19 protein-coding genes are annotated in these 19,256 nt (G+C 65.0%); 11 read left to right on the forward strand and 8 right to left on the reverse strand.

What is annotated here, in order from left to right:
- The first annotated feature begins 4 nt into the window (after positions 1-4).
- The 10 genes from arnC to AC07R1_RS05020 all read left to right on the forward strand — a co-directional run bounded on the left by arnC (position 5) and on the right by AC07R1_RS05020 (position 10,846).
- Positions 5-1,024 (forward strand): undecaprenyl-phosphate 4-deoxy-4-formamido-L-arabinose transferase, encoded by a 1,020-nt coding sequence (arnC, locus tag AC07R1_RS04975; protein ID WP_495110218.1) that lies wholly within the window; start codon positions 5-7, stop codon positions 1,022-1,024.
- Positions 1,021-3,027 (forward strand): bifunctional UDP-4-amino-4-deoxy-L-arabinose formyltransferase/UDP-glucuronic acid oxidase ArnA, encoded by a 2,007-nt coding sequence (gene arnA, locus AC07R1_RS04980; RefSeq protein ID WP_011061333.1) that lies wholly within the window; start codon positions 1,021-1,023, stop codon positions 3,025-3,027. Before arnC ends, arnA begins: the two co-directional genes overlap by 4 nt.
- Positions 3,027-3,911 (forward strand): 4-deoxy-4-formamido-L-arabinose-phosphoundecaprenol deformylase, encoded by an 885-nt coding sequence (gene arnD / locus AC07R1_RS04985; RefSeq protein WP_495110219.1) that lies wholly within the window; start codon positions 3,027-3,029, stop codon positions 3,909-3,911. Before arnA ends, arnD begins: the two co-directional genes overlap by 1 nt.
- A complete protein-coding gene (gene arnT / locus AC07R1_RS04990; RefSeq protein ID WP_495110220.1) occupies positions 3,908-5,557 on the forward strand; it encodes a lipid IV(A) 4-amino-4-deoxy-L-arabinosyltransferase in 1,650 nt (549 codons plus the stop codon). Before arnD ends, arnT begins: the two co-directional genes overlap by 4 nt.
- The gene (gene arnE, locus AC07R1_RS04995; protein ID WP_011061336.1) at positions 5,554-5,898 is read left to right on the forward strand and encodes a 4-amino-4-deoxy-L-arabinose-phosphoundecaprenol flippase subunit ArnE; all 345 of its coding nucleotides are present in this window, start codon (positions 5,554-5,556) and stop codon (positions 5,896-5,898) included. Before arnT ends, arnE begins: the two co-directional genes overlap by 4 nt.
- Positions 5,895-6,308 (forward strand): 4-amino-4-deoxy-L-arabinose-phosphoundecaprenol flippase subunit ArnF, encoded by a 414-nt coding sequence (gene arnF, locus AC07R1_RS05000; RefSeq protein ID WP_015635644.1) that lies wholly within the window; start codon positions 5,895-5,897, stop codon positions 6,306-6,308. Before arnE ends, arnF begins: the two co-directional genes overlap by 4 nt.
- Entirely contained in the window at positions 6,305-7,669 is a 1,365-nt protein-coding gene (locus AC07R1_RS05005) for a UDP-glucose dehydrogenase family protein (RefSeq protein ID WP_368994948.1), read from the forward strand. Before arnF ends, AC07R1_RS05005 begins: the two co-directional genes overlap by 4 nt.
- Positions 7,670-9,295 (forward strand): ArnT family glycosyltransferase, encoded by a 1,626-nt coding sequence (locus AC07R1_RS05010; RefSeq protein WP_368994949.1) that lies wholly within the window; start codon positions 7,670-7,672, stop codon positions 9,293-9,295. It abuts the gene before it with no gap.
- Positions 9,296-9,336: 41 nt separating this feature from the next.
- Positions 9,337-9,852 carry a GNAT family N-acetyltransferase gene (locus tag AC07R1_RS05015; protein ID WP_495110221.1) on the forward strand — a complete coding sequence of 172 codons (516 nt, stop codon included), beginning with the start codon at positions 9,337-9,339 and terminating at the stop codon, positions 9,850-9,852.
- 289 nt (positions 9,853-10,141) lie between these two features.
- Positions 10,142-10,846: an HPP family protein gene (locus AC07R1_RS05020; protein WP_015635647.1), complete on the forward strand. Its 705-nt coding sequence runs from the start codon at positions 10,142-10,144 to the stop codon at positions 10,844-10,846.
- Positions 10,847-10,937: 91 nt separating this feature from the next.
- On the opposite strand, the gene AC07R1_RS05025 is transcribed toward AC07R1_RS05020, so the two are convergent.
- From AC07R1_RS05025 to AC07R1_RS05060, 8 genes are all read right to left on the reverse strand, one after another.
- A complete protein-coding gene (locus AC07R1_RS05025) occupies positions 10,938-11,801 on the reverse strand; it encodes a LysR family transcriptional regulator (RefSeq protein WP_011061341.1) in 864 nt (287 codons plus the stop codon).
- 59 nt (positions 11,802-11,860) lie between these two features.
- Entirely contained in the window at positions 11,861-12,895 is a 1,035-nt protein-coding gene (astA, locus tag AC07R1_RS05030) for an arginine N-succinyltransferase (RefSeq protein WP_015635649.1), read from the reverse strand.
- Positions 12,892-13,830, reverse strand: a complete 939-nt coding sequence (gene ctlX / locus AC07R1_RS05035) for a citrulline utilization hydrolase CtlX (protein ID WP_011061343.1) — start codon at positions 13,828-13,830, stop codon at positions 12,892-12,894. The genes astA and ctlX overlap by 4 nt, the downstream gene beginning before the upstream one ends.
- A 256-nt stretch (positions 13,831-14,086) precedes the next feature.
- Positions 14,087-14,566 carry an Lrp/AsnC family transcriptional regulator gene (locus AC07R1_RS05040; RefSeq protein WP_011061344.1) on the reverse strand — a complete coding sequence of 160 codons (480 nt, stop codon included), beginning with the start codon at positions 14,564-14,566 and terminating at the stop codon, positions 14,087-14,089.
- Positions 14,567-14,578: 12 nt separating this feature from the next.
- Positions 14,579-15,340 carry an ABC transporter ATP-binding protein gene (locus tag AC07R1_RS05045; protein WP_015635651.1) on the reverse strand — a complete coding sequence of 254 codons (762 nt, stop codon included), beginning with the start codon at positions 15,338-15,340 and terminating at the stop codon, positions 14,579-14,581.
- Between the two features lie 64 nt (positions 15,341-15,404).
- Positions 15,405-16,115 carry an ABC transporter permease gene (locus AC07R1_RS05050; RefSeq protein ID WP_011061346.1) on the reverse strand — a complete coding sequence of 237 codons (711 nt, stop codon included), beginning with the start codon at positions 16,113-16,115 and terminating at the stop codon, positions 15,405-15,407.
- Complete coding sequence (locus AC07R1_RS05055; protein ID WP_011061347.1) at positions 16,112-16,837, reverse strand: ABC transporter permease; 726 nt, start codon at positions 16,835-16,837, stop codon at positions 16,112-16,114. The genes AC07R1_RS05050 and AC07R1_RS05055 overlap by 4 nt, the downstream gene beginning before the upstream one ends.
- Positions 16,838-16,909: 72 nt before the next feature.
- On the reverse strand, positions 16,910-17,689 hold the full coding sequence (locus tag AC07R1_RS05060; RefSeq protein ID WP_011061348.1) for a transporter substrate-binding domain-containing protein: 780 nt from the start codon (positions 17,687-17,689) through the stop codon (positions 16,910-16,912).
- A 460-nt stretch (positions 17,690-18,149) separates the two neighbouring features.
- Here AC07R1_RS05060 and AC07R1_RS05065 point away from each other — a divergent pair, with 460 nt between their 5' ends.
- Positions 18,150-19,256, forward strand: coding sequence for an enoyl-CoA hydratase/isomerase family protein (locus tag AC07R1_RS05065; protein ID WP_495110222.1), 1,107 nt, complete (start codon positions 18,150-18,152; stop codon positions 19,254-19,256).

Raw genomic sequence — 19,256 nt, forward strand, 5'->3', positions numbered from 1 at the left:
GCCTTTGAAACCTTATCCGATTCAGTTCGTGTCGATCGTGATCCCGGTCTACAACGAAGAACAGAGCCTCCCCGAGCTGTTGCGGCGCACCGAAGCGGCCTGCCGCCAGCTCAAGCACGAGTTTGAAATCGTCCTGGTGGACGACGGCAGCCGCGACGAGTCGGCGAACATCCTGCAAGCTGCCGCCGAGCGCGAAGGCAGCCCGGTAGTGGCGGTGATCCTCAACCGCAACTACGGCCAGCATGCGGCGATCATGGCCGGCTTCGAGCAGTGCCGTGGCGATGTAGTAATCACCCTCGACGCCGACCTGCAGAACCCGCCGGAGGAAATCCCGCGCCTGGTGGCTCAGGCCGAGCTGGGCTACGACGTGGTCGGCACCGTGCGCAACAACCGGCAGGACTCGGCGTTCCGCCGCTGGCCCTCGAAGCTGATCAACCTGGCCGTGCAGCGTTCCACCGGTGTGGCCATGAGCGACTACGGCTGCATGCTGCGGGCCTATCGCCGGACCATCATCGACGCGATGCTGGCCTGCACCGAGCGCAGCACCTTCATCCCGATCCTGGCCAACAGCTTTGCCCGGCACACCACCGAGGTGCTGGTGGAGCACGCCGAGCGCGAGCACGGCGACTCCAAGTACAGCCCGATGCGCCTGATCAACCTGATGTTCGACTTGATCACCTGCATGACCACCACGCCCCTGCGGCTGTTGAGCATCATCGGTTTCGGCATGGCCGGCCTCGGCGCGCTGTTTGCCCTGATGCTGATCGTGCTGCGCCTGATCTTCGGCGCCACCTGGGCCGGCGACGGCACCTTCGTGCTGTTCGCGGTGCTGTTCGTGTTCACCGGTGGCCAGTTCATCGGCATGGGTCTTTTGGGTGAATACCTGGGACGCATGTACAGCGACGTGCGGGCCCGCCCGCGTTTCTTCATCGAAAAAGTCTCGCGCAGCCAGCCTGCGGCCCCGGCCCCTGCTGTGACTGTCGACGGTTTAACTTCCACTCATACTGATCAGGTTTCGCCATGAGCAATAAAGCTGTTGTCTTCGCCTACCACGATATTGGCTGTGCTGGCATCGAAGCCCTGCTCAACGCAGGTTACGAGATCGCCGCCGTGTTCACCCACGCCGACGACCCCAAGGAAAACACCTTCTACGGCTCGGTGGCCCAGCTCTGCGCCCGCAAGGGCATTGCCGTGCATGCCCCGGAAGATGCCAACCACCCGCTGTGGATCGAGCGCATCGCCAAGCTCAACCCCGACTACCTGTTCTCCTTCTATTACCGCAACCTGCTGAGCGAGCCGCTGCTGGCCACTGCCAGCAAGGGCGCGTTCAACCTGCACGGCTCGCTGCTGCCGCGCTACCGTGGCCGCGCACCGGCCAACTGGGTGCTGGTCAAGGGCGAAACCGAAACCGGCGTGACCCTGCACCGTATGGTCAAGCGTGCCGATGCCGGCGCCATCATTGCCCAGGAGCGTGTGGCCATCGAGCGCAGCGACACCGCGCTGAGCCTGCACCACAAACTGCGTGACGCCGCCGCCAGCCTGCTGCGCGACACCCTGCCGGCACTGGCCCAGGGCAAGATCACCGAAACCGCCCAGGACGAGTCCAAGGCCAGCTACTTCGGTCGTCGCACCGCGGCGGACGGCAAGATCGACTGGCAGCGTCCGGCCGAAGAGCTGTTCAACCTGGTGCGCGCCGTGACTCAACCCTACCCGGGCGCCTTCTGCGCCGTGGGCGAGCACAAGCTGATCGTCTGGAGCGCCGAAGTCGCCAAGGGCAACGAAGGCCAGGCCCCGGGCCGGGTCATCAGCGTCGACCCGCTGCGCATCGCCTGTGGCCAGGACTCCCTGGTGATCACCTCCGGCCAGCGCAACGCCAACGGCCTGTTCCTGGGTGGCCCGCAACTGGCCAACGAACTGGGCCTGGTGGACGGTTCCCTGCTGCGCGGCGCCGAGTCGGGGCGCAAGCCACGTCGCACCCGCGTACTGATCCTGGGCGTCAACGGCTTTATCGGTAACCACCTGTCCGAGCGCCTGTTGCGTGACGACAAGTACGACGTCTATGGCCTGGACATCGGCTCCGACGCCATCGAGCGCCTGCGCAGCCATCCGAACTTCCACTTCGTCGAAGGCGATATCAGCATCCACTCCGAGTGGATCGAATATCACATCAAGAAGTGCGACGTGGTCCTGCCACTGGTGGCCATCGCCACCCCGATCGAGTACACCCGCAACCCGCTGCGCGTGTTCGAGCTGGACTTCGAAGAGAACCTCAAGCTGGTTCGCTACTGCGTCAAGTACAACAAGCGCGTGATCTTCCCGTCGACTTCGGAAGTCTATGGCATGTGCCAGGACAAGAACTTCGACGAAGACACCTCCAACCTGATCGTCGGCCCGATCAACAAGCAGCGCTGGATCTACTCGGTCTCCAAGCAGCTGCTGGACCGGGTGATCTGGGCCTACGGCGCCAAGGGCCTGAACTTCACCCTGTTCCGTCCCTTCAACTGGATGGGCCCGCGCCTGGACCGCCTGGACTCGGCACGCATCGGCAGCTCCCGGGCCATCACCCAGTTGATCCTCAACCTGGTGGAAGGCACCCCGATCCGTCTGTTCGATGGTGGCGAGCAGAAGCGCTGTTTCACCGACATCGCCGACGGCATCGAAGCCCTGGCACGCATCGTCGACAACGAAAACGACTGCTGCAACGGCCAGATCATCAACATCGGCAACCCGGACAACGAAGCCAGCATCCGTCAGTTGGGCGAAGAGCTGCTGCGCCAGTTCGAAGCTCACCCGCTGCGCGGCAACTTCCCGCCGTTCGCCGGTTTCCGCGATGTGGAGAGCAAGGCGTTCTACGGTGCCGGCTACCAGGACGTGGAACACCGCAAGCCAAGCATCGACAACGCCAAGCGCCTGCTGAACTGGGAGCCGACCGTGGAAATGAGCGAAACCATCGGCAATACCCTGGACTTCTTCCTGCGTGAAGCGATGCTGGAAATCGCCGACCGCGCCAAGCAAGAAGCACGCTGATGCAGGCAGGTCTGCGCATTGATGTCGATACCTACCGCGGCACCCGGGAGGGGGTGCCGCGGCTGCTCGAATCGCTGGATGAAGCCGGGGTCAAGGCCACCTTCTTCTTCAGCGTCGGGCCGGACAACATGGGGCGCCACCTGTGGCGCCTGATCCGTCCGCAGTTCCTCTGGAAAATGCTGCGGTCCAATGCCGCGGGCCTGTACGGCTGGGACATTCTCCTGGCCGGCACTGCCTGGCCGGGTAAACCCATTGGCCGGGACCTGGGGCACTTGATGCGCCAGACCCTGGCCGCCGGCCACGAAGTCGGCCTGCACGCCTGGGATCACCACGGCTGGCAGGCCAATACCGGGCGCTGGAGCCAGGCACAGCTGATCGAACATATCCGCCGTGGCGTCGACAGCCTCAACGATATTCTCGGGCAAGCGGTGAGCTGCTCGGCGTCCGCCGGTTGGCGCGCCGACGAACGCGTCATCGAAGCCAAACAGCAATTCGGCTTTCGCTACAACAGCGACTGCCGCGGCCAGAGCCTGTTCCTGCCACGCCTGGCGGACGGCAGCCTGGGCGCACCACAGATTCCGGTGGACCTGCCGACCTTCGACGAAGTAGTCGGGCCGGTGGTGGCCGCCAAGGATTTCAACAGTTACATCCTCGACCGGTTCAGCCCGGACAAACTCAACGTCTATACCGTGCATGCAGAAGTAGAAGGGATTCTCATGGCCAACGATTTTCGCCAGCTGCTGGCCAGCGCCAGGCAGCGCGACATCCACTTCCAACCCCTGGGCGACATGCTCCCGGCGGATCTGGCCAGCCTGCCCGCGGGCAAGGTGGTGCGCGGTGTGCTGGAAGGCCGTGAAGGCTGGCTGGGAGTGCAAGGCGCATGACCAGACGTTGGGCTCTGCCGCTGCTGCTGATCGCGTTCGGCCTGTTCTACTTGCTGCCCCTGGCCACCCACGGCCTGTGGATTCCCGATGAAACCCGCTACGCGCAGATCAGCCAGGAAATGCTCCTGACCGGCAAATGGGCGTCGCCGCACTTCATGGGCATCCGCTATTTTGAGAAACCGGTGGCCGGCTACTGGATGATCGCCATCGGCCAGGCGCTGTTTGGCGACAACCTGTTCGGCGTGCGCGTGGCCTCGGCCCTGAGCACCGGCCTGAGCGTGGTCCTGGCCTACCTGCTGGCCCGGCGCCTGTGGAACGATCCGCGCAAGAGCCTGGCCAGCGCCCTGCTCTACATGAGCTTTACCGTGGTCGCGCTGCAGGCCGGCTACGCCAACCTCGATCCGCAATTCACCTTCTGGGTCAACCTGAGCCTGGTGGCGCTGTGGTTCACCTTCGACTGCCGGACAACCCGCGGCCAGGTGCTGGCCTGGGTGGCGCTGGGCCTGGCCTGCGGCATGGGCTTCATGACCAAGGGCTTTCTGGCCTGGCTGCTGCCGGTGCTGGTGGCCCTGCCCTACGCCATCTGGCAGAAGCGCCTGCGCTCGCTGCTGATCTATGGCGGCATCGGTGTGCTGGTGGCCATTCTCATCAGCCTGCCCTGGGCCCTGGCGGTGCACTCCCAGGAACCGGACTACTGGCGTTTCTTCTTCTGGCACGAGCACATCCGCCGTTTTGCCGGTGATGATGCCCAGCACGCCTCGCCCTGGTGGTACTACCTGCCGTTGCTGGTGGGGTTCAGCGTGCCCTGGGTGCTGCTGCTGCCGGCCGGCCTGAAGCAGGCCTGGCAACAGCGGCGCCAGAACAGCAGCGGCTTCCTGCTGCTGTGGCTGGTGCTGCCCCTGGCCTTCTTCAGCCTGAGCAAGGGCAAGCTGCCGGCCTATATCCTGCCGTGCCTGTTGCCCCTGGCGTTGTTGATGGGCAACACCCTGGTGGACCGCCTGGCTGCCGGCAAGACCCGGCTGCTGGCATTCAACGGCGTGCTCAACCTGGTGGCCGGCCTGCTGGGGCTGCTGGCCCTGGTGTACTTCCAGATGAAAAAGCCGGTGTATGTGGACGAGCCGCAGCACCTGGTGCTGGTGTATGTGTTGCTGTTGGGCTGGATCCTCAGCAACCTGCTGCAAGCCATGCGCCCCCTGACCCTGTGGGCGGCGCCGGCCCTGGGCAGCTTCCTGCTGGTGGCCCTGGCCCCGGCAGCGCTGCCCAACTCGGTGGTCTACAACAAGATCCCCGACCAGTTCATCATCGATCACGTGGCCGAGCTGGGCCAGGCCAAGGCCCTGCTGAGCAACGACCTGGGAGCTGCCTCCGCCCTGGCCTGGCGCCTGCGTCGCCCCGACGTGACCCTGTACAACACCGAAGGCGAAGTGAAATACGGCCTGGGCTACGAAGACACTGCCGCGCGCAAGGTCGACCTCAATCAGGTCCAGCCGTGGATCGCCGAGGCCCGCAAGCAGGGTTCGATCGGCGTGGTGATGCGGGTCAAGAGCAGCGACGAGGAACATGAAGTCGAGCTGCTGCCCAAGGATGCCAAGCGCTACGAGCAAGGCAATATCGTGATCTTCATCATTCCCCAGAGCCGGCCATGAGCCTGCTGCTTTTGTTGCTGGCCTGCGGGCTGACCTGCCTGGGCCAGGTGGCGCAGAAGTTCGCCGTGGAAAGCTGGCGCGGCCAGCCTTCCAGCGCCCTGCAGAAACTGCGCTCGGGCTGGCTGTGGCTGGCTCTGTTCAGCCTCGGCCTGGGCCTGCTGGTGTGGCTCCTGGTGCTGCAACGCATGGAGGTGGGCGTGGCCTACCCGATGCTCAGCCTGAACTTCGTCTTCATCACCCTGATTGCCCACTTCGTATTCCGTGAGCACATCGACCGGCGCCACTGGTTCGGCGTGGCCCTGGTGATCGGCGGCGTGCTGCTGTTGAGTCGCCACGCATGAGCCGGGCCAAGGGGTTTGCCTTCGCCCTGGGCAGCGTGGCCCTGGTCAGCGGCGCCCAGCTGGGCATGCGCTGGAGCATGACCCGCCTGCCCGCTCCGGATCAGTGGTTGCCGGCGTTGAGTGCCGGCAGCGTCGACCTGGCCGCCCTGGCGGTGGTGGCAGCGGCCATCGCCGCCTATGCGCTGTCGATGCTCTGCTGGCTGCTGGCCTTGCGCGACCTGCCGCTGGGCCGGGCCTATTCGCTGCTCAGCATCAGCTACGCCCTGGTCTACCTGCTGGCCGCCAGCCTGCCGTTGTTCAACGAACCTTTCACGCTTTCCAAAACCCTCGGGGTGGCCCTGGTCATCCTCGGGGTCATCACCATCAACTCTCGATCTGCACCCGCGACAAGTCCCAGGAATACCCCATGAAAATCAGTGTATTTGGAAGTGGTTACGTCGGCCTCGTACAGGCTGCCGTGTTGGCTGAAGTCGGCCACGATGTCATCTGCATGGACATCGACGAGCAAAAGGTCAAACAGCTGCAACAGGGACACGTGAGCATCTTCGAGCCGGGGCTGGCCAGCCTGGTCAAGGAAAACCTCGAAGCCAAGCGCCTGCACTTCACCCACGATGAAAAACTCGCGGTGCAGCATGGCCAGGTGCTGTTCATCGCCGTGGGCACGCCTTCCAGCGAAGACGGTTCGGCGGACCTGCGCTACGTGCTGTCAGTGGGCGACGCGGTGGCCCGTCACCGTGAGCAGCCGGTAATCCTGGTGGAAAAATCCACCGTACCGGTGGGCACGGGCGACACCTTGAAGGCCCACATCGAGAAGGTCCTGGATGGCCGTGCGCTGCAATTCGATATCGTCTCCAACCCGGAATTCCTCAAGGAAGGCTCGGCGGTCACCGACTGCCGCCGGCCGGACCGGATCATCATCGGCTGCGAGCGCGAAGAAGTGCGCGATGTGATGCGCGACCTGTACGCACCGTTCAACCGCAACCATGACCGCATCATGTTCATGGACCTGCGCAGCGCCGAGCTGACCAAGTACGCCGCCAACTGCATGCTGGCGACCAAGATCAGCTTCATCAACCAGATCGCCGAGCTGGCCGAACACCTGGGGGCCGACATCGAATCGGTGCGCCTGGGGATCGGCGCCGACACCCGCATCGGCTACCACTTCATCTATCCGGGCTGCGGCTACGGCGGTTCGTGCTTCCCCAAGGACATGCGCGCGCTGATTCACAGCGCCCAGGAAGCCCATTGCTCCAGCGACCTTTTGCAAGCGGTGGAAGCCATCAACGAGCGGCAGAAGCACAAACTGTTCGAACGCATCAAGGCGTTCTACAAGGGCGACCTCAAAGGCAAGACCTTTGCCTTGTGGGGCCTGGCGTTCAAGCCCAACACCGACGACATGCGCGACGCCCCGAGCCGGGTACTGCTCGATGCGCTGTTCGCCGCCGGTGCCCAGGTGCGGGCCTTCGACCCCGAAGCCATGCAGGAAACCCAGCGCCTGTACCCGGACGAGCCGCGCCTGATGCTCATGGGTACCCCGGAATCGGTACTGGTGGGCGCCGACGCCCTGGTCATCTGCACCGAGTGGCAGCAGTTCAAGGCACCGGATTTCGACCTGATCCAGCAGCGTCTCAAGGCGCCGGTGATCTTCGACGGGCGCAACCTGTACGACGCCGAGCGCCTGGCGCGCAACGGCTTCACCTACTTCCCGATTGGCCGCGGTGAATCGCGCAACCTGCCGATCCCCCACCAGCAGTGGTCTGCTGAGGCCTGAATGAACACCAGTCACTCCTCCCCTTCGAACACTCTTCTTTGGCAATCGTTGGGGCTGGGGTTGCTGGCCCTGCTGCTGTTCTGCGTCGGCGCCGACCACCAGTCGGCGATCGGCTTCGATTCGCGCTTCGTGCTGTTTGCCAAGGAAATGCTGCGCCACGGGCCGGGGTTCTTCCCCACCACCTACGGCCAACCCTACGCCGACTACTCCAGCGCCTCGACCCTGCTGGTCTGGCTGTTCTCCCTGCCAGGGGGGCAAGTCACCAGCCTTACCGCCTGGTTGCCCACGGCCATCGCCTCGGCCTTGATCGTCAGCCTGATCTATCGCCTGTTGGCGCCCTATTCCCGCACCTGGGCCCTGCTCAGCGTTGCCCTGCTGTTGCTCAGCAACACCTTTATCAGTGAAACCCGCGCCGTGTCCCTGGACCAGATGCTGGCTGCGGTGTCCCTGGCCGTGTTCTACCTGGGCTACGCCCATGACCATTTCGGTACCCGCCGGCGCCTGGGCTGGATCTTCCTCCTGCTGGTGCTGGGCTTTGCCATTCGCGGGCCCATCGGCCTGGTGATTCCCACCGGCATGCTGTGCAGCTACTACCTGCTCAATGGCCAGTGGCGGCGGCTGTTCAGCGTCGGTTTCAGCGCCCTGGCGCTGCTGGTGGCCTGCGTCGGCCTGCTGCTGTGGCTGGCCAAGCTCAGTGGCGGCCAGGCCTTCGTCGACGATGTGATCCGCATGCAGTTCATGGGGCGCATGGACGGCAGCGAAGGCTCCAGCGATGTCTTCTATTACTTCACCAGTTCCCTGGGCAACTACGCCCTGGCCTACCCCCTGGCGATCCTGGCGTGGCTGGCCGTGCTGCTGACCCGCGCCACGGAACAGGGCCCGGGCCTGAAACTGTTGCGCCTGTGCACCGCGGCCGGGTTGATCGTGATGATCGGCCTGTCGATTCCCCAGGCGAAAAAGGCCCGCTACCTGCTGCCGATGCTGCCCATGGCGGCGATCATTGCCGCCTATCCGTTCCAGGCCGGCCGCGGACGGCTGCTGGCCTGGCTGCGCGGGGCGATCCAGGGCCTGTGGCTGCTGCTGCCGGGGCTGCTGATCATCGGCTTGCTGGTGCTGCGGCGCAAATTCCCCGAGCAGCTCGACTCGTTGACGCCGATGCTGCTGGTGCTCGGCCTGTTGCAGCTGTTGTCCCTGGGGCTGCTGTTCAAGCGCCAGTGGCGCGCCGTGGGCCTGGCCTACAGCGCAGTGCTGGCAGTCTGGGCCTGTTACATCGGAGTCTTCGAACCGGTGGAGCACCGTCTCTATGACACGCGCACCTTCAGCCACAGCGCCATGCAACTGATCGAGGCCGACCCGGCACCGGTGGTCCTGCACCGCATGGGCAAGGACGCCAAGGCCATCAAGTTCATGGTCAACCTGGACCGGGATCTGCAACCGCAGTTCACCGAAAGCCCAGACGCCCTGGCTCAGGTACCCGGCCCGGCCTGGGTCATCCTCGATCAGAGCGACCTGGCCAGCCTGCAGAATACGCCGCTGGCCGACCTGAAGCCGGTGTTGAGCGGGCGTTTCGACAAGAACGACTTCGTCCTCCTGCACCTGCCCGGGCCAACCGCCGCGCAACCCTGAAAGCGTTGCACGGCCCCTGCCCGCTGCCTACACTCGCGCCCATGACTATTGAGATCCGCCGGGCGCGGGTGACCGACGCCGACTTTCTTCCCGCCATTGAAACCTGCGCTGCCGAACTGTTTCGCTCCGATGCGCAACTGGCCTGGCTGGCAGACGCCGCAGTGGCCGACGCACCGAGCCACCGCGCCAATATCCAGCGCCACCCGGTCTGGGTGGCGGTGACGGCGGATGACATCCCTTGCGCCTTTCTCAACGCCGAAGCCTGCAACCGGGAACTGCATGTGTGGGAGATTTCCGTCGCCGGCGGCCACCAGGGCCAGGGCATCGGCAAGCGCCTGTTGCAGGCGGCGCGGCAATACGCTCTGGGGCAGCAGCTTGAAGCCCTGACCCTGAGCACCTTCCGCGAACTGCCCTGGAACGAACCCTTCTACCAGCGCCAGGGCTTTGTCACCCTCGAACAGGCGCAACTGGGCCCACGGCTGTGCCAGGTACTGGCCGATGAAGCCCGGTACGGCCTGCCCGCGGCGCGCCGCTGCGCCATGCGCCTTACGCTGTAGAAACCGGTGAGGAATTGGCTGCCTTCGCTGGCTTCCCAGCGAAGGCGTCCGCCAGGGCTACACCACACTCAAGGGCCTCTTCGCCGGCAAGCCGGCTCCTACAGGGGTCGTCGTATTTAAGTGCAAAATAAATGCACTGAAGCAGCATTATTATGAATTTGTCAGGCGCAAGATTCCTCGGCACACTGTGCCGGTTCCTCCCCCAAATGTTGGAACGTTCAAGGGCTTTCTGGTCATCCAGGCAAGCCCTTCTTTTTGCCTGTCGTTCTGGATTGGAAAGCGTTTACCGATGTTCGCCCGCTGGAAACCCGCCGCCATCAATACCCGCCCACTGGAATGGAGCCGCGCCGCCATCGGCATGGCCCTGGGCACCCTGTTCAGTGTCTGGCTCTGTGCCCAGGTCTTCGGCATGCCGGTGGCCCTGCACCTGATCGGCCCTCTGGGCGCGTCGGCGGTGCTGCTGTTCGCGGTATCTTCAGGCGCCCTGGCCCAGCCCTGGTCGATTCTTGGCGGCTACCTCTGTGCCGCCGTCATGGCCTTGGCGGTGGCCCATGTACTGGGCCGTACCTTGGGCAGTGCCTGCCTGGCGGCGGGCATGGCCCTGGTGCTGATGTGCTGGTTGCGCTGCCTGCACCCGCCGGCCGGCGCCCTGGCCCTGACCCTGGTACTGGCGGACCCGGCCAGCGTGGCCCTGGACTGGTACGAGCTGGGGCCGGTGATGCTGGCCGCCGCCAGCCTGTTGCTCAGCGCCCTGGCCTACAACAACCTGACGCGCACCCGTTACCCCAAGGGCCCCAGCGAAGCTCCGGCGCTCCTGCCAGCAACCGCTGCCAGCGACAGCCTGGCGATCACGGCCCAGGACCTGAAACTGGCCCTGGCGGAGATGGAGGAGTTCTTCGACGTCACCCCCGAAGACCTCGAACAGCTGATTCATGCCAGCGAAGCCCACGCCCGGCGCCGCAGCATCGGCCAGGTGCTCGCCTCACGCCGCTGACAGCCAGCGCCAGGAGCCGGCTTGCCCGCCAAGGCGCCCTCAAGGACAATCCATCACTCAAGGGCCTCCTCGCCTGCCAGGTTGCCGGGTTTCAGACCATCGGCGACCAGCGCTGGGACCAGTCGGTGTCGCTTTCGATCACTTCCCGCAGTACCGCGAACGCCTGTTGCAGCTCTGGGGTATCGCGCTCGCGGGCGTACAGCAGGTAGGTGGGGAAGTTGAATTCCGGGGCTTTTTCCACCCGCTCCAGCACACCGCTGTCCAGGTAGCTCTGCACCACGCGTGTGCGGAAATAGCCGCTGCCACCGGCATCGAGGATGAACTGCAGGGCCAGCGGCCCGAGGTTGAAGCCCACTGCCGCCTTGGCCTGCGCAGGTAGCGCGGCGTCGTGCTGGCGGCGAAAGTCCTCGCCCCAATCGATGTACACATAGGGCTCGGGGCGCCCGGCCAAGCGCACCTGGATCAGTTTTTCCTCCAGTAACTGCTCCACCTGCAAGCCCGGCGAGTACAGCGGCTGGAACACCAGCGCGGCGTCCAGCACGCCCAGCTCCAGTTGCCGCTGCAAGCTGGCGCCTTCGCCGATCTGGGTGCGCACGGCGTGGTTGGGCAACGCCTGGCGCAGGCGCCGCACCCAGTTGAGCATCAGCGGGCTGCACAGGCTCAGCTCGCCGCCGATGTGCAGCACATTGCGGTAGCCGGCCAGCAGCGGCAGGTCGCGCTGGGCTGCCTCCCAGGTCTGCACCAGTTGGTTGGCGTAGCTGATGAAGGCCTCGCCGTCGGCGGTGGGCCGGGCGCCGGCGCGGTTGCGCACCAGCAGCTTGCAGTTGAGCTGGCCTTCCAGGTTCTGCACCCTGGCGCTGATGGCGGTCTGGGTCAGGTGCAGGCGCTCGGCAGCAGCGATCAGGCTGCCGCTGCGGACGATTTCCAGGAAGGTGCGGGCCAGATCGATGTCCATGGTGCCTCGCCGGCAGAAAATTCGAGCGCCATTGTAGCGGCGCTCGCGCCACGACGCTTCTAGGCTGCGGACATTTGCCGCGCCGGCACCGCCAGGCTCACCGCCCGCACCGAGGCCCCGGCCGGCAACCCCAGGGCCCGGGCGCTGTCACGGCTGACAATCAGGGTGCCGGCGGCGACCCGCGCCGCCGCCACGCTGATCCGGCAGTCGGCGAACTGACGGTTGTGGACCAGGTAGGGCTGGGCCTGCTCCCCCGGGGTGCCGATGCTCAGTTGCAGCACCTGGCTGTCGCGCACTGCGCGGATGTCGCCGGTGGCGCATTCGATCAGGGGCCCGCCGTCGAAGATGTCGATGTAGTCCTTGAAGGCAAAACCTTCGGCCTTGAGCATGCCCAGGGCCGGTTCGGTATTGGGGTGCACCCGGCCGATCACTGCCCGTGCCGGCTCCGGCAGCAGGCAGGTGGGCAAGGGAAACTTGGGCATCAGCTCGGCGATGAAGGTCTTGTTGCCAAGGCCGGTGAGGTAGTCGGCGTCGGCGAAATCCATCTTGAAAAAGTGCCGGCCCAGGCCTTCCCAGAACGGCGACACACCCTGCTCGTCGGAATAGCCACGCATCTCGGCGATCACCTTGTCGCCGAAAAGCTCGCGGAACTCGGCCAGGAACAGGAAGCGCGCCTTGGACAGCAGGCGCCCGTTGAGCCCCTGGCGGTGGTCGGCATGCAGGAACAGCGAGCACAGTTCCGAATGGCCGGTCATGTCGTTGCCCAGGAACAGGGTCGGCAGTTGCTGGTTGATCCCCAGGTTTTTCGAGGCCGCGACAAACAGCCCGACCCGATAGTTGTACCAGGGCTCGCGCAGGCCCACGGCGCCGGCCAGGGCGCAGATGCCGACCACCTCGCCCTGCGCGCTTTGCAGCACGAACAGGTAGTCGGCATCGGCCCGCGAGGCCTGGCCGGCGAAGGTCTGCTCGGCCCATTGCAGGCGTGACCGCAGGCGCCCGGCGTCGGCGGGCAAGGTGGTCAGGCCGGCACCGGCACTGTGGGCCAGGGCCAGCAGCGCCGGCAAATCGGCCAGGGTGGCGGGACGGACGATCATCGCGAGAGCTCCAGCTGAGGTTGACGTTCGGGCAGGTAGATTTCCGCCAGCATGCAGCGGGCGCTGCCGCCGCCGATGCGTTCAATGGTGTCGATGTTCACCGGCACCGGCTGCACATGGCGCTCGATCAGCCGGCGCTGCTCGGCATCCAGGGAGCGCCAGGCACTGCGGGACATCACCAGCAGCGGCTCGCCGGCACTGTTGTGGACTTCCAGCATATTGCCGGCGAAGGATTCCAACTGGGCCCAGGTCAAGGGCAGCAGCTGTTTGCCGCTGCTTTCCAGGCGCTGGCGCAGGGCCGCCCGCTCCTGTGCATCGTCCAGGGCCAGCAGGCAGGCCACCGCCAGCTGGCTGCCGACGCTCATCATCACGTTGGTGTGATAGATCGGCTCACCCTGGCGGTCCCGGGCATGAAAGGCACACAGCTCGTAACCCAGGTGCGCCACCAGCTGGTCCAGGGCCCGGGCGTGGGTGCGGGTCGAGTAGCCGGCGTAGCAGATGCGCTGCTGGCGATCCAGGACCATGCTGCCGGTGCCTTCGAGGAACAGTTCCTCCTGCTCCAGGGAGGTGAGATCCAGGGTGCGGTTCACCTGGTACTGCTCGTGCAGGTGCGCCAGTACCCCCTTGTAGCGCTCCAGGCGGCGGTTGCGGCCCTGCATCGGGTACAGCACCAGGGTGCCGTCGGGGTGGCTGCTCCAGCAGTTGTTGGGAAAGATCGAATCCGGGGTATGGGGTGCGGCGCCGTCTTCATGGACCAGCACCCGGACCCCATGCTCGCGCAGCGTCGCGACGTAGCCGTCGAACTCCTGCAGAGCCTTGGCCTGCACGTCTTCGGCGGCACCGGGCGGGCGCTGGAAATGGTTGTTGCCGGCAGTGTCCTGGTTGAACGAAAAACGCGTGGGGCGAATCATCAAAACGCTATGGGTAGTCTGCATGGGGCACGCAATCAATGAGGTTTCAGAGGGGCCCATTGTGTTTTTTTGTCGGGACAAAACCCGGCTGAACGGCGGGCCTGCACGGCAGGAAATGGCTGAAAGCACGGGTTGCCCCAGCCGATTTCGCACCTCCTGAAAACATCGACATGCGACCTGCAGGAGCAGGCTTGCCAGCGAAGGCGATCTTGCGAGCGGTGCAAGGCTTGCGGGCCTGTTCGCCGGCAAGCCGGCTCCTGCGGCGGGGGGCGTACGGGGGTTATTCCATGCCGGTCTTGACCATCGCCAGCTCAGGGTGGCTGACCAGTTTGTCGATGTGCAGATCCGGGTCGTCGAACCAGACTTCGGTCAGCACCCGGTAGTGCTCCATGTCCCGGCAGCGCATGCGCAGGCTGTAGTCGAAGGCGCCGCTGATCAGCCGGCATTCCAGCACCTGGGGGCAGGCCCGGACCTTGGCCTCGAAGGCTTTCTGCGCCGCCCGCCCGCTCTGGTTGGACAAGGCCACCAGCACCAGCAGCGACAGCCCCGGGGTGAGTTTCTTTTCGTCGAGGATGGCCCCGTAGCCACGGATGACCCCGAGCTGCTCCAGCTTGCGCACCCGTTCCAGGCACGGCCTGGGGGTCAGGTGCACGCGCTCGGAGAGTTTCTGGTAGGTGATGCGCCCTTCGTGGCGCAGAACCTCGATGATCGCCTGGTCGATTCGATCAAGCACGATCGACAGGTCGCGGATGTCCGCCATGGATGTCTTCCCTCACTTCAAACGGCCGGATAGAAACTGCTGCAAACGTTCACTCTGCGGCTGGTCGAGAATCGCCGGGCTACCCTGCTCCTCGACCCGCCCTTGATGCAAGAACAACACCTGGCTCGACACTTGTCGGGCAAAGCTCATTTCATGGGTGACCATGAGCATGGTCCGCCCCTCTTCGGCCAGGGCCTGGATCACCTTCAGCACCTCCCCCACCAGTTCCGGGTCCAGCGCCGAGGTCGGCTCGTCGAACAGCAGGATCTGCGGCTCCACCGCCAGGGCCCGGGCGATCGCCACCCGCTGTTGCTGGCCACCGGACAGGAACGCCGGGTACTGCTCGGCCACCCGTTGCGCCAAGCCCACCTTGTCCAGGTAGGCCCGGGCACTGGCTTCGGCCTCCTTGCGGCCAATGCCCAGCACCCGGCACGGCGCCAGCATGATGTTCTCCAGCACGCTGAGGTGGCTCCACAGGTTGAAGTGCTGGAACACCATGGCCAGGCGCGTGCGCAGGCGCTGCAACTGGGCCGGGCTGGCCACCTGCATGCCGCCTGGGGCATCGCGGGTGACAATCGCCTCGCCGTCCAGGGCAATGGCCCCGGCATCGGCCCGCTCCAGGAAGTTGATGCAGCGCAGCATGGTGCTCTTGCCCGAGCCACTGGCGCCGATCATGCTCACCACGTCTCCGGCCCGGGCCTTCAACGAGACGCCCTTGAGCACCTCGTTGTCACCAAAACGCTTGTAGAGATTTTCAACGGTCAATTTGTACATCGCAGACTCCTGGAACCCCGCCGCTGGCAGCAAGGTTCTGGATAGGAAAAAGAGGAAAGGAGCGTCAGTGAGCCGGGCCGAGGAAGCTCAGCCAGCGCCGCTCCGCCAGGCGGAAGGCCGCCACCAGGCCGAAGGACAGCCCCAGGTACAACAGGCCGGCGATGCCGAAGGCCTGGAAGGTCATGAAGGTGGCGGCATTGGCGTCCCGGGCCACCTTGAGGATGTCCGGGATGGTGGCGGTGAAGGCCACCGAGGTGGCGTGCAGCATGAGGATCACCTCGTTGCTGTAGTACGGCAGCGCCCGGCGCAGGGCCGAAGGCAGGATCAGCCGCCAGTACAGGCGCCAGCCGCTCAGGCCATAGGCGTGGGCTGCCTCGATCTCGCCATAGGGAATGCTGCGGATGGCCCCGGCGAAGATCTCCACGGTGTAGGCGCAGGTGTTCAGGGTGAAGGCCAGCAAGGTGCAGTTCATGGCATCGCGGAAGAAGGCTTCGAGCAACGGCTGCTGGCGTATCGCGGCAATGCCGTACAGGCCGCTGTAGCAGATCAGCAGCTGGATGTACAAAGGCGTGCCGCGAAACACATAGGTGAACAACTGCACCGGCCAGCGCAGCAGCGCCCAGTGCGAGGTGCGCAGAATGGCCAGGGGCAGCGACAGGACAAAACCCATGGCCAGGCTGGCCACCAGCAGCCACAGGGTCATGGCCAGCCCGGTAAGGCTCTCGCCGTCAGTGAACAGAAACGGCCGCCAGTATTCCTGGATCAGTTCGATCATCGCGACAGCCCTCGCACGCCCTGGTTGTAGTGCCGTTCCAGGCGCCGCAGCAGCTGGTTCGAAGCGCTGGTGATCAGCAGGTACAGGGCCGCCGCCAGGAGCAGGAAATCCAGCATGTTGAAGGTGCTCTTGCCGGCTTCCTGGGCCACCTTGACCAGGTCGGTGAGGCCGATGATCGACACCAGCGCCGTAGCCTTGAGCAGCACCAGCCAGTTATTGCCCAGGCTCGGCAAGGCGAAGCGCATCATCTGCGGGAACACCACGTGGCGAAAGCGCTGCATGCGGCTCAGGCCGAAGGCCGCCGCGGCTTCCTGCTGGCCCCGGGGCACGCTGAGGATTGCCCCGCGAAAGGTCTCGGTGAAATAGGCGCCGTAGATGAAGCCCAGGGTCACGATCCCGGCCACGAAGGGGTCGATCTCCATATAGGGCCAGTCCAGCAGTTCGGTCAGGGCCGTGAGCCAGCCCTGCAGGCTGTAGAAGATCAGCAGCATCAGCACCAGGTCCGGTACGCCGCGGATCAAGGTGGTGTAGCAGGTCGCCGGGATCTGCAGCAGGCGCAGCGGCGAAAGCTTGGCCGCCGCCCCCAGCAACCCCAGGAGCATGCTCACCAGCAGCGCCAGGGCGGAGAGTTTCAGGGTCATCCAGGCGCCGTGCAGCAACAGCGGCCCATAGCCTTGCAGGACCTCGAGGTCCAGGCCCAACAGAGTCAGAAAGGTATTCACGCCAATCACCTTGCTCGGGCCACGGCCGGGCCCGGGATACTGGGTAACAGTCCCGGGGCCCGCCGTGGGCGATCAGTTGTTGTAGAGGTCGAGGTCGCCGAAGTACTTGCGCTGGATCTGGGCGTAGATGCCCTTCTCATGCAGCGCCTGGATGGCGCCATTGAGCATGGCCTTGAGCTCGTCCTGGTCCTTGCGCAGGCCAATGGCGATCTCCGACGGCACCAGAGGGTCGCTGATGCCGACGCTGTTCTCGAAGTCGGCGCCCTGGGGTGATGCGAGGAAACTCATCTGCGCTTGCAGCTTGTCCTGGATCGAGGCGTCCAGCCGGCCGTAGACCAGGTCGGCATAGACCTGGTCCTGGTTCTGGTAGGCCCGCAGCTTGACCCCCGCCGGGCCCAGCTTGGCCCTGGCGTAGGTTTCCTGGACGGTGCCCTGCATGTAGCCCAGGGTCTTGCCCTTCAGCGATTCACCGGTGGGTTCGAGGCCGGAGCCCTTGCGCGTGACGATGGCCGTGGGGCCGGCGTACAGCCGGTCGCTGAAGTCGATCTGCTTGCGCCGCGCATCGGTAACGGTCATGGAGGACTCGATGGCGTCGAACTTGCCGGCCTTGAGTGCCGGGATCAGGCCGTCGAAGTCGTTGCTGACCCACACGCACTTGAGCTTGAGCTCGGCGCAGATGGCGTTGCCCAGGTCGACACCGAAGCCCTGCACGCCGCCGCCTGCCGTGGTGGATTCAAAGGGCGGATAGCTCGGGTTGACGCCAAAGCGCAGTTCTTTCCATTCCTTGGCGCTGGCGCCCATGGAAACGCACGCAATTGCCAGTAACGGCACAGCCAGCCAGTGTTTAGTCATCTTCAGAGTCCCGGATTATTTGGATTTATAGCGGCCCGGCAGCAATGCCAGGCCCCACTTGTGACAGGGGCAGAGAGTGGATGCGGGGTCGCCGCAGTCGGGTTCTTGTTGTTATTGGCCGGGTTTGGCGCGCAGAGCCGAACCCGTTCCTGGTTGCCGCGGTCTACGCTGCAACGGAGCGCCAGAATGCCAACTGCCGAAGTGGCCCAGGTGTCGTAAGGGGCGCCTGAAACAGCCGGGATCGGCTGATCACGGCTATTTCACAGCCGATTCTGTCGTCAAGGCTCTACACCTTGGTCCAGAGCGGTTGCGCAAGGCCAGGGCGTGTTTTTTTGTCATGCAAAAATGCACAGTCGACCTGCAGCTTTCCGGGTTGTAATTGGCAAATTTGCACTGCTACGATCCGCCGATGCTCGCGCGCGAGCCTCATATAAAAAACAATAAAAGCAGGGAGTTAGTGATGACTGCTCAGGTTTCATCCCAGGCGAGCCAGGCCCCCGACGCCACCCCGGACGAAGTGTTGGTCGAGGTGCGCAACCACATCGGCTACCTGACCCTAAACCGCCCCGCCGGCCTCAACGCCATCACCCTGTCGATGGTCCGCACCTTGCAGCAGCACCTGGACCACTGGGCCCAGGATCCGTTGATCCACGCCGTCGTCCTGCGTGGCGCGGGGGACAAGGCTTTCTGCGCCGGCGGCGATATCCGCTCGCTGTACGACAGCTACCACAGCGGCGACAGCCTGCACCAAGACTTCTTCGTCGAGGAATATGCCCTTGACCTGACCATCCACCACTACCGCAAGCCGGTGCTGGCGCTGATGGACGGTTTTGTCCTGGGTGGCGGCATGGGCCTGGTGCAAGGCGCCGACCTGCGGGTAGTCACCGAGCGCAGCCGCCTGGCGATGCCGGAGGTGGCCATCGGTTACTTCCCGGATGTTGGCGGCAGTTACTTCCTGTCGCGCATACCCGGTGAGCTGGGGATCTATCTCGGAGTCAGCGGCGTGCAGATCCGCGCCGCCGATGCCCTGTACTGCGGCCTGGCCGACTGGCACCTGGACAGCAGCAAGCTGGACCTGCTGAACCAGCGCCTGGACCGCCTGCACTGGAGCGACTCGCCCCTCAAGGACCTGCAAGGCCTGCTGGCCAGGCTCGCGGTGCAGACCCTGCCCGATGCGCCCCTGCAAGCCTTGCGCCCGGTCATCGACCACTTCTTCGCCCAGGCGGACCTACCCAGCATCGTCGAGCAACTGCGTACCGTCACCGTTGCCGACAGCCATGAATGGGCGCGCAGCACCGCCGACCTGCTGGAAACCCGCTCTCCCCTGGCCATGGCCGTGACCCTGGAAATGCTGCGCCACGGCCGCCAGTTGAGCCTGGAACAATGCTTCGCCCTGGAACTGCACCTGGACCGGCAGTGGTTCGAGCGTGGCGACCTGATGGAAGGCGTACGCGCCCTGATCATCGACAAAGACAAGACTCCGCACTGGAATCCGCCCACCCTGGCGGCCCTCGACGCCGATCGGGTGGCGAGCTTCTTCAGCGGTTTTGACGGCAGCGGGAGCTGA

The organism is Pseudomonas sp. GW821-FHT07F01, from assembly GCF_059418825.1.

Coding starts and splice junctions, on each gene's coding strand:
- arnD (WP_495110219.1), top strand. CDS start 3,027: ATGCAGGCAGGTCTGCGCATTGATGTCGATACCTACCGCGGCACCCGG.
- AC07R1_RS05065 (WP_495110222.1), top strand. CDS start 18,150: ATGACTGCTCAGGTTTCATCCCAGGCGAGCCAGGCCCCCGACGCCACC.
- astA (WP_015635649.1), bottom strand. CDS start 12,895: ATGATCGTCCGTCCCGCCACCCTGGCCGATTTGCCGGCGCTGCTGGCC.
- arnF (WP_015635644.1), top strand. CDS start 5,895: ATGAGCCGGGCCAAGGGGTTTGCCTTCGCCCTGGGCAGCGTGGCCCTG.
- ctlX (WP_011061343.1), bottom strand. CDS start 13,830: ATGCAGACTACCCATAGCGTTTTGATGATTCGCCCCACGCGTTTTTCG.
- arnA (WP_011061333.1), top strand. CDS start 1,021: ATGAGCAATAAAGCTGTTGTCTTCGCCTACCACGATATTGGCTGTGCT.
- AC07R1_RS05010 (WP_368994949.1), top strand. CDS start 7,670: ATGAACACCAGTCACTCCTCCCCTTCGAACACTCTTCTTTGGCAATCG.
- AC07R1_RS05015 (WP_495110221.1), top strand. CDS start 9,337: ATGACTATTGAGATCCGCCGGGCGCGGGTGACCGACGCCGACTTTCTT.
- AC07R1_RS05060 (WP_011061348.1), bottom strand. CDS start 17,689: ATGACTAAACACTGGCTGGCTGTGCCGTTACTGGCAATTGCGTGCGTT.
- AC07R1_RS05005 (WP_368994948.1), top strand. CDS start 6,305: ATGAAAATCAGTGTATTTGGAAGTGGTTACGTCGGCCTCGTACAGGCT.
- AC07R1_RS05020 (WP_015635647.1), top strand. CDS start 10,142: ATGTTCGCCCGCTGGAAACCCGCCGCCATCAATACCCGCCCACTGGAA.
- AC07R1_RS05045 (WP_015635651.1), bottom strand. CDS start 15,340: ATGTACAAATTGACCGTTGAAAATCTCTACAAGCGTTTTGGTGACAAC.
- AC07R1_RS05040 (WP_011061344.1), bottom strand. CDS start 14,566: ATGGCGGACATCCGCGACCTGTCGATCGTGCTTGATCGAATCGACCAG.
- AC07R1_RS05050 (WP_011061346.1), bottom strand. CDS start 16,115: ATGATCGAACTGATCCAGGAATACTGGCGGCCGTTTCTGTTCACTGAC.
- arnE (WP_011061336.1), top strand. CDS start 5,554: ATGAGCCTGCTGCTTTTGTTGCTGGCCTGCGGGCTGACCTGCCTGGGC.
- AC07R1_RS05025 (WP_011061341.1), bottom strand. CDS start 11,801: ATGGACATCGATCTGGCCCGCACCTTCCTGGAAATCGTCCGCAGCGGC.
- arnT (WP_495110220.1), top strand. CDS start 3,908: ATGACCAGACGTTGGGCTCTGCCGCTGCTGCTGATCGCGTTCGGCCTG.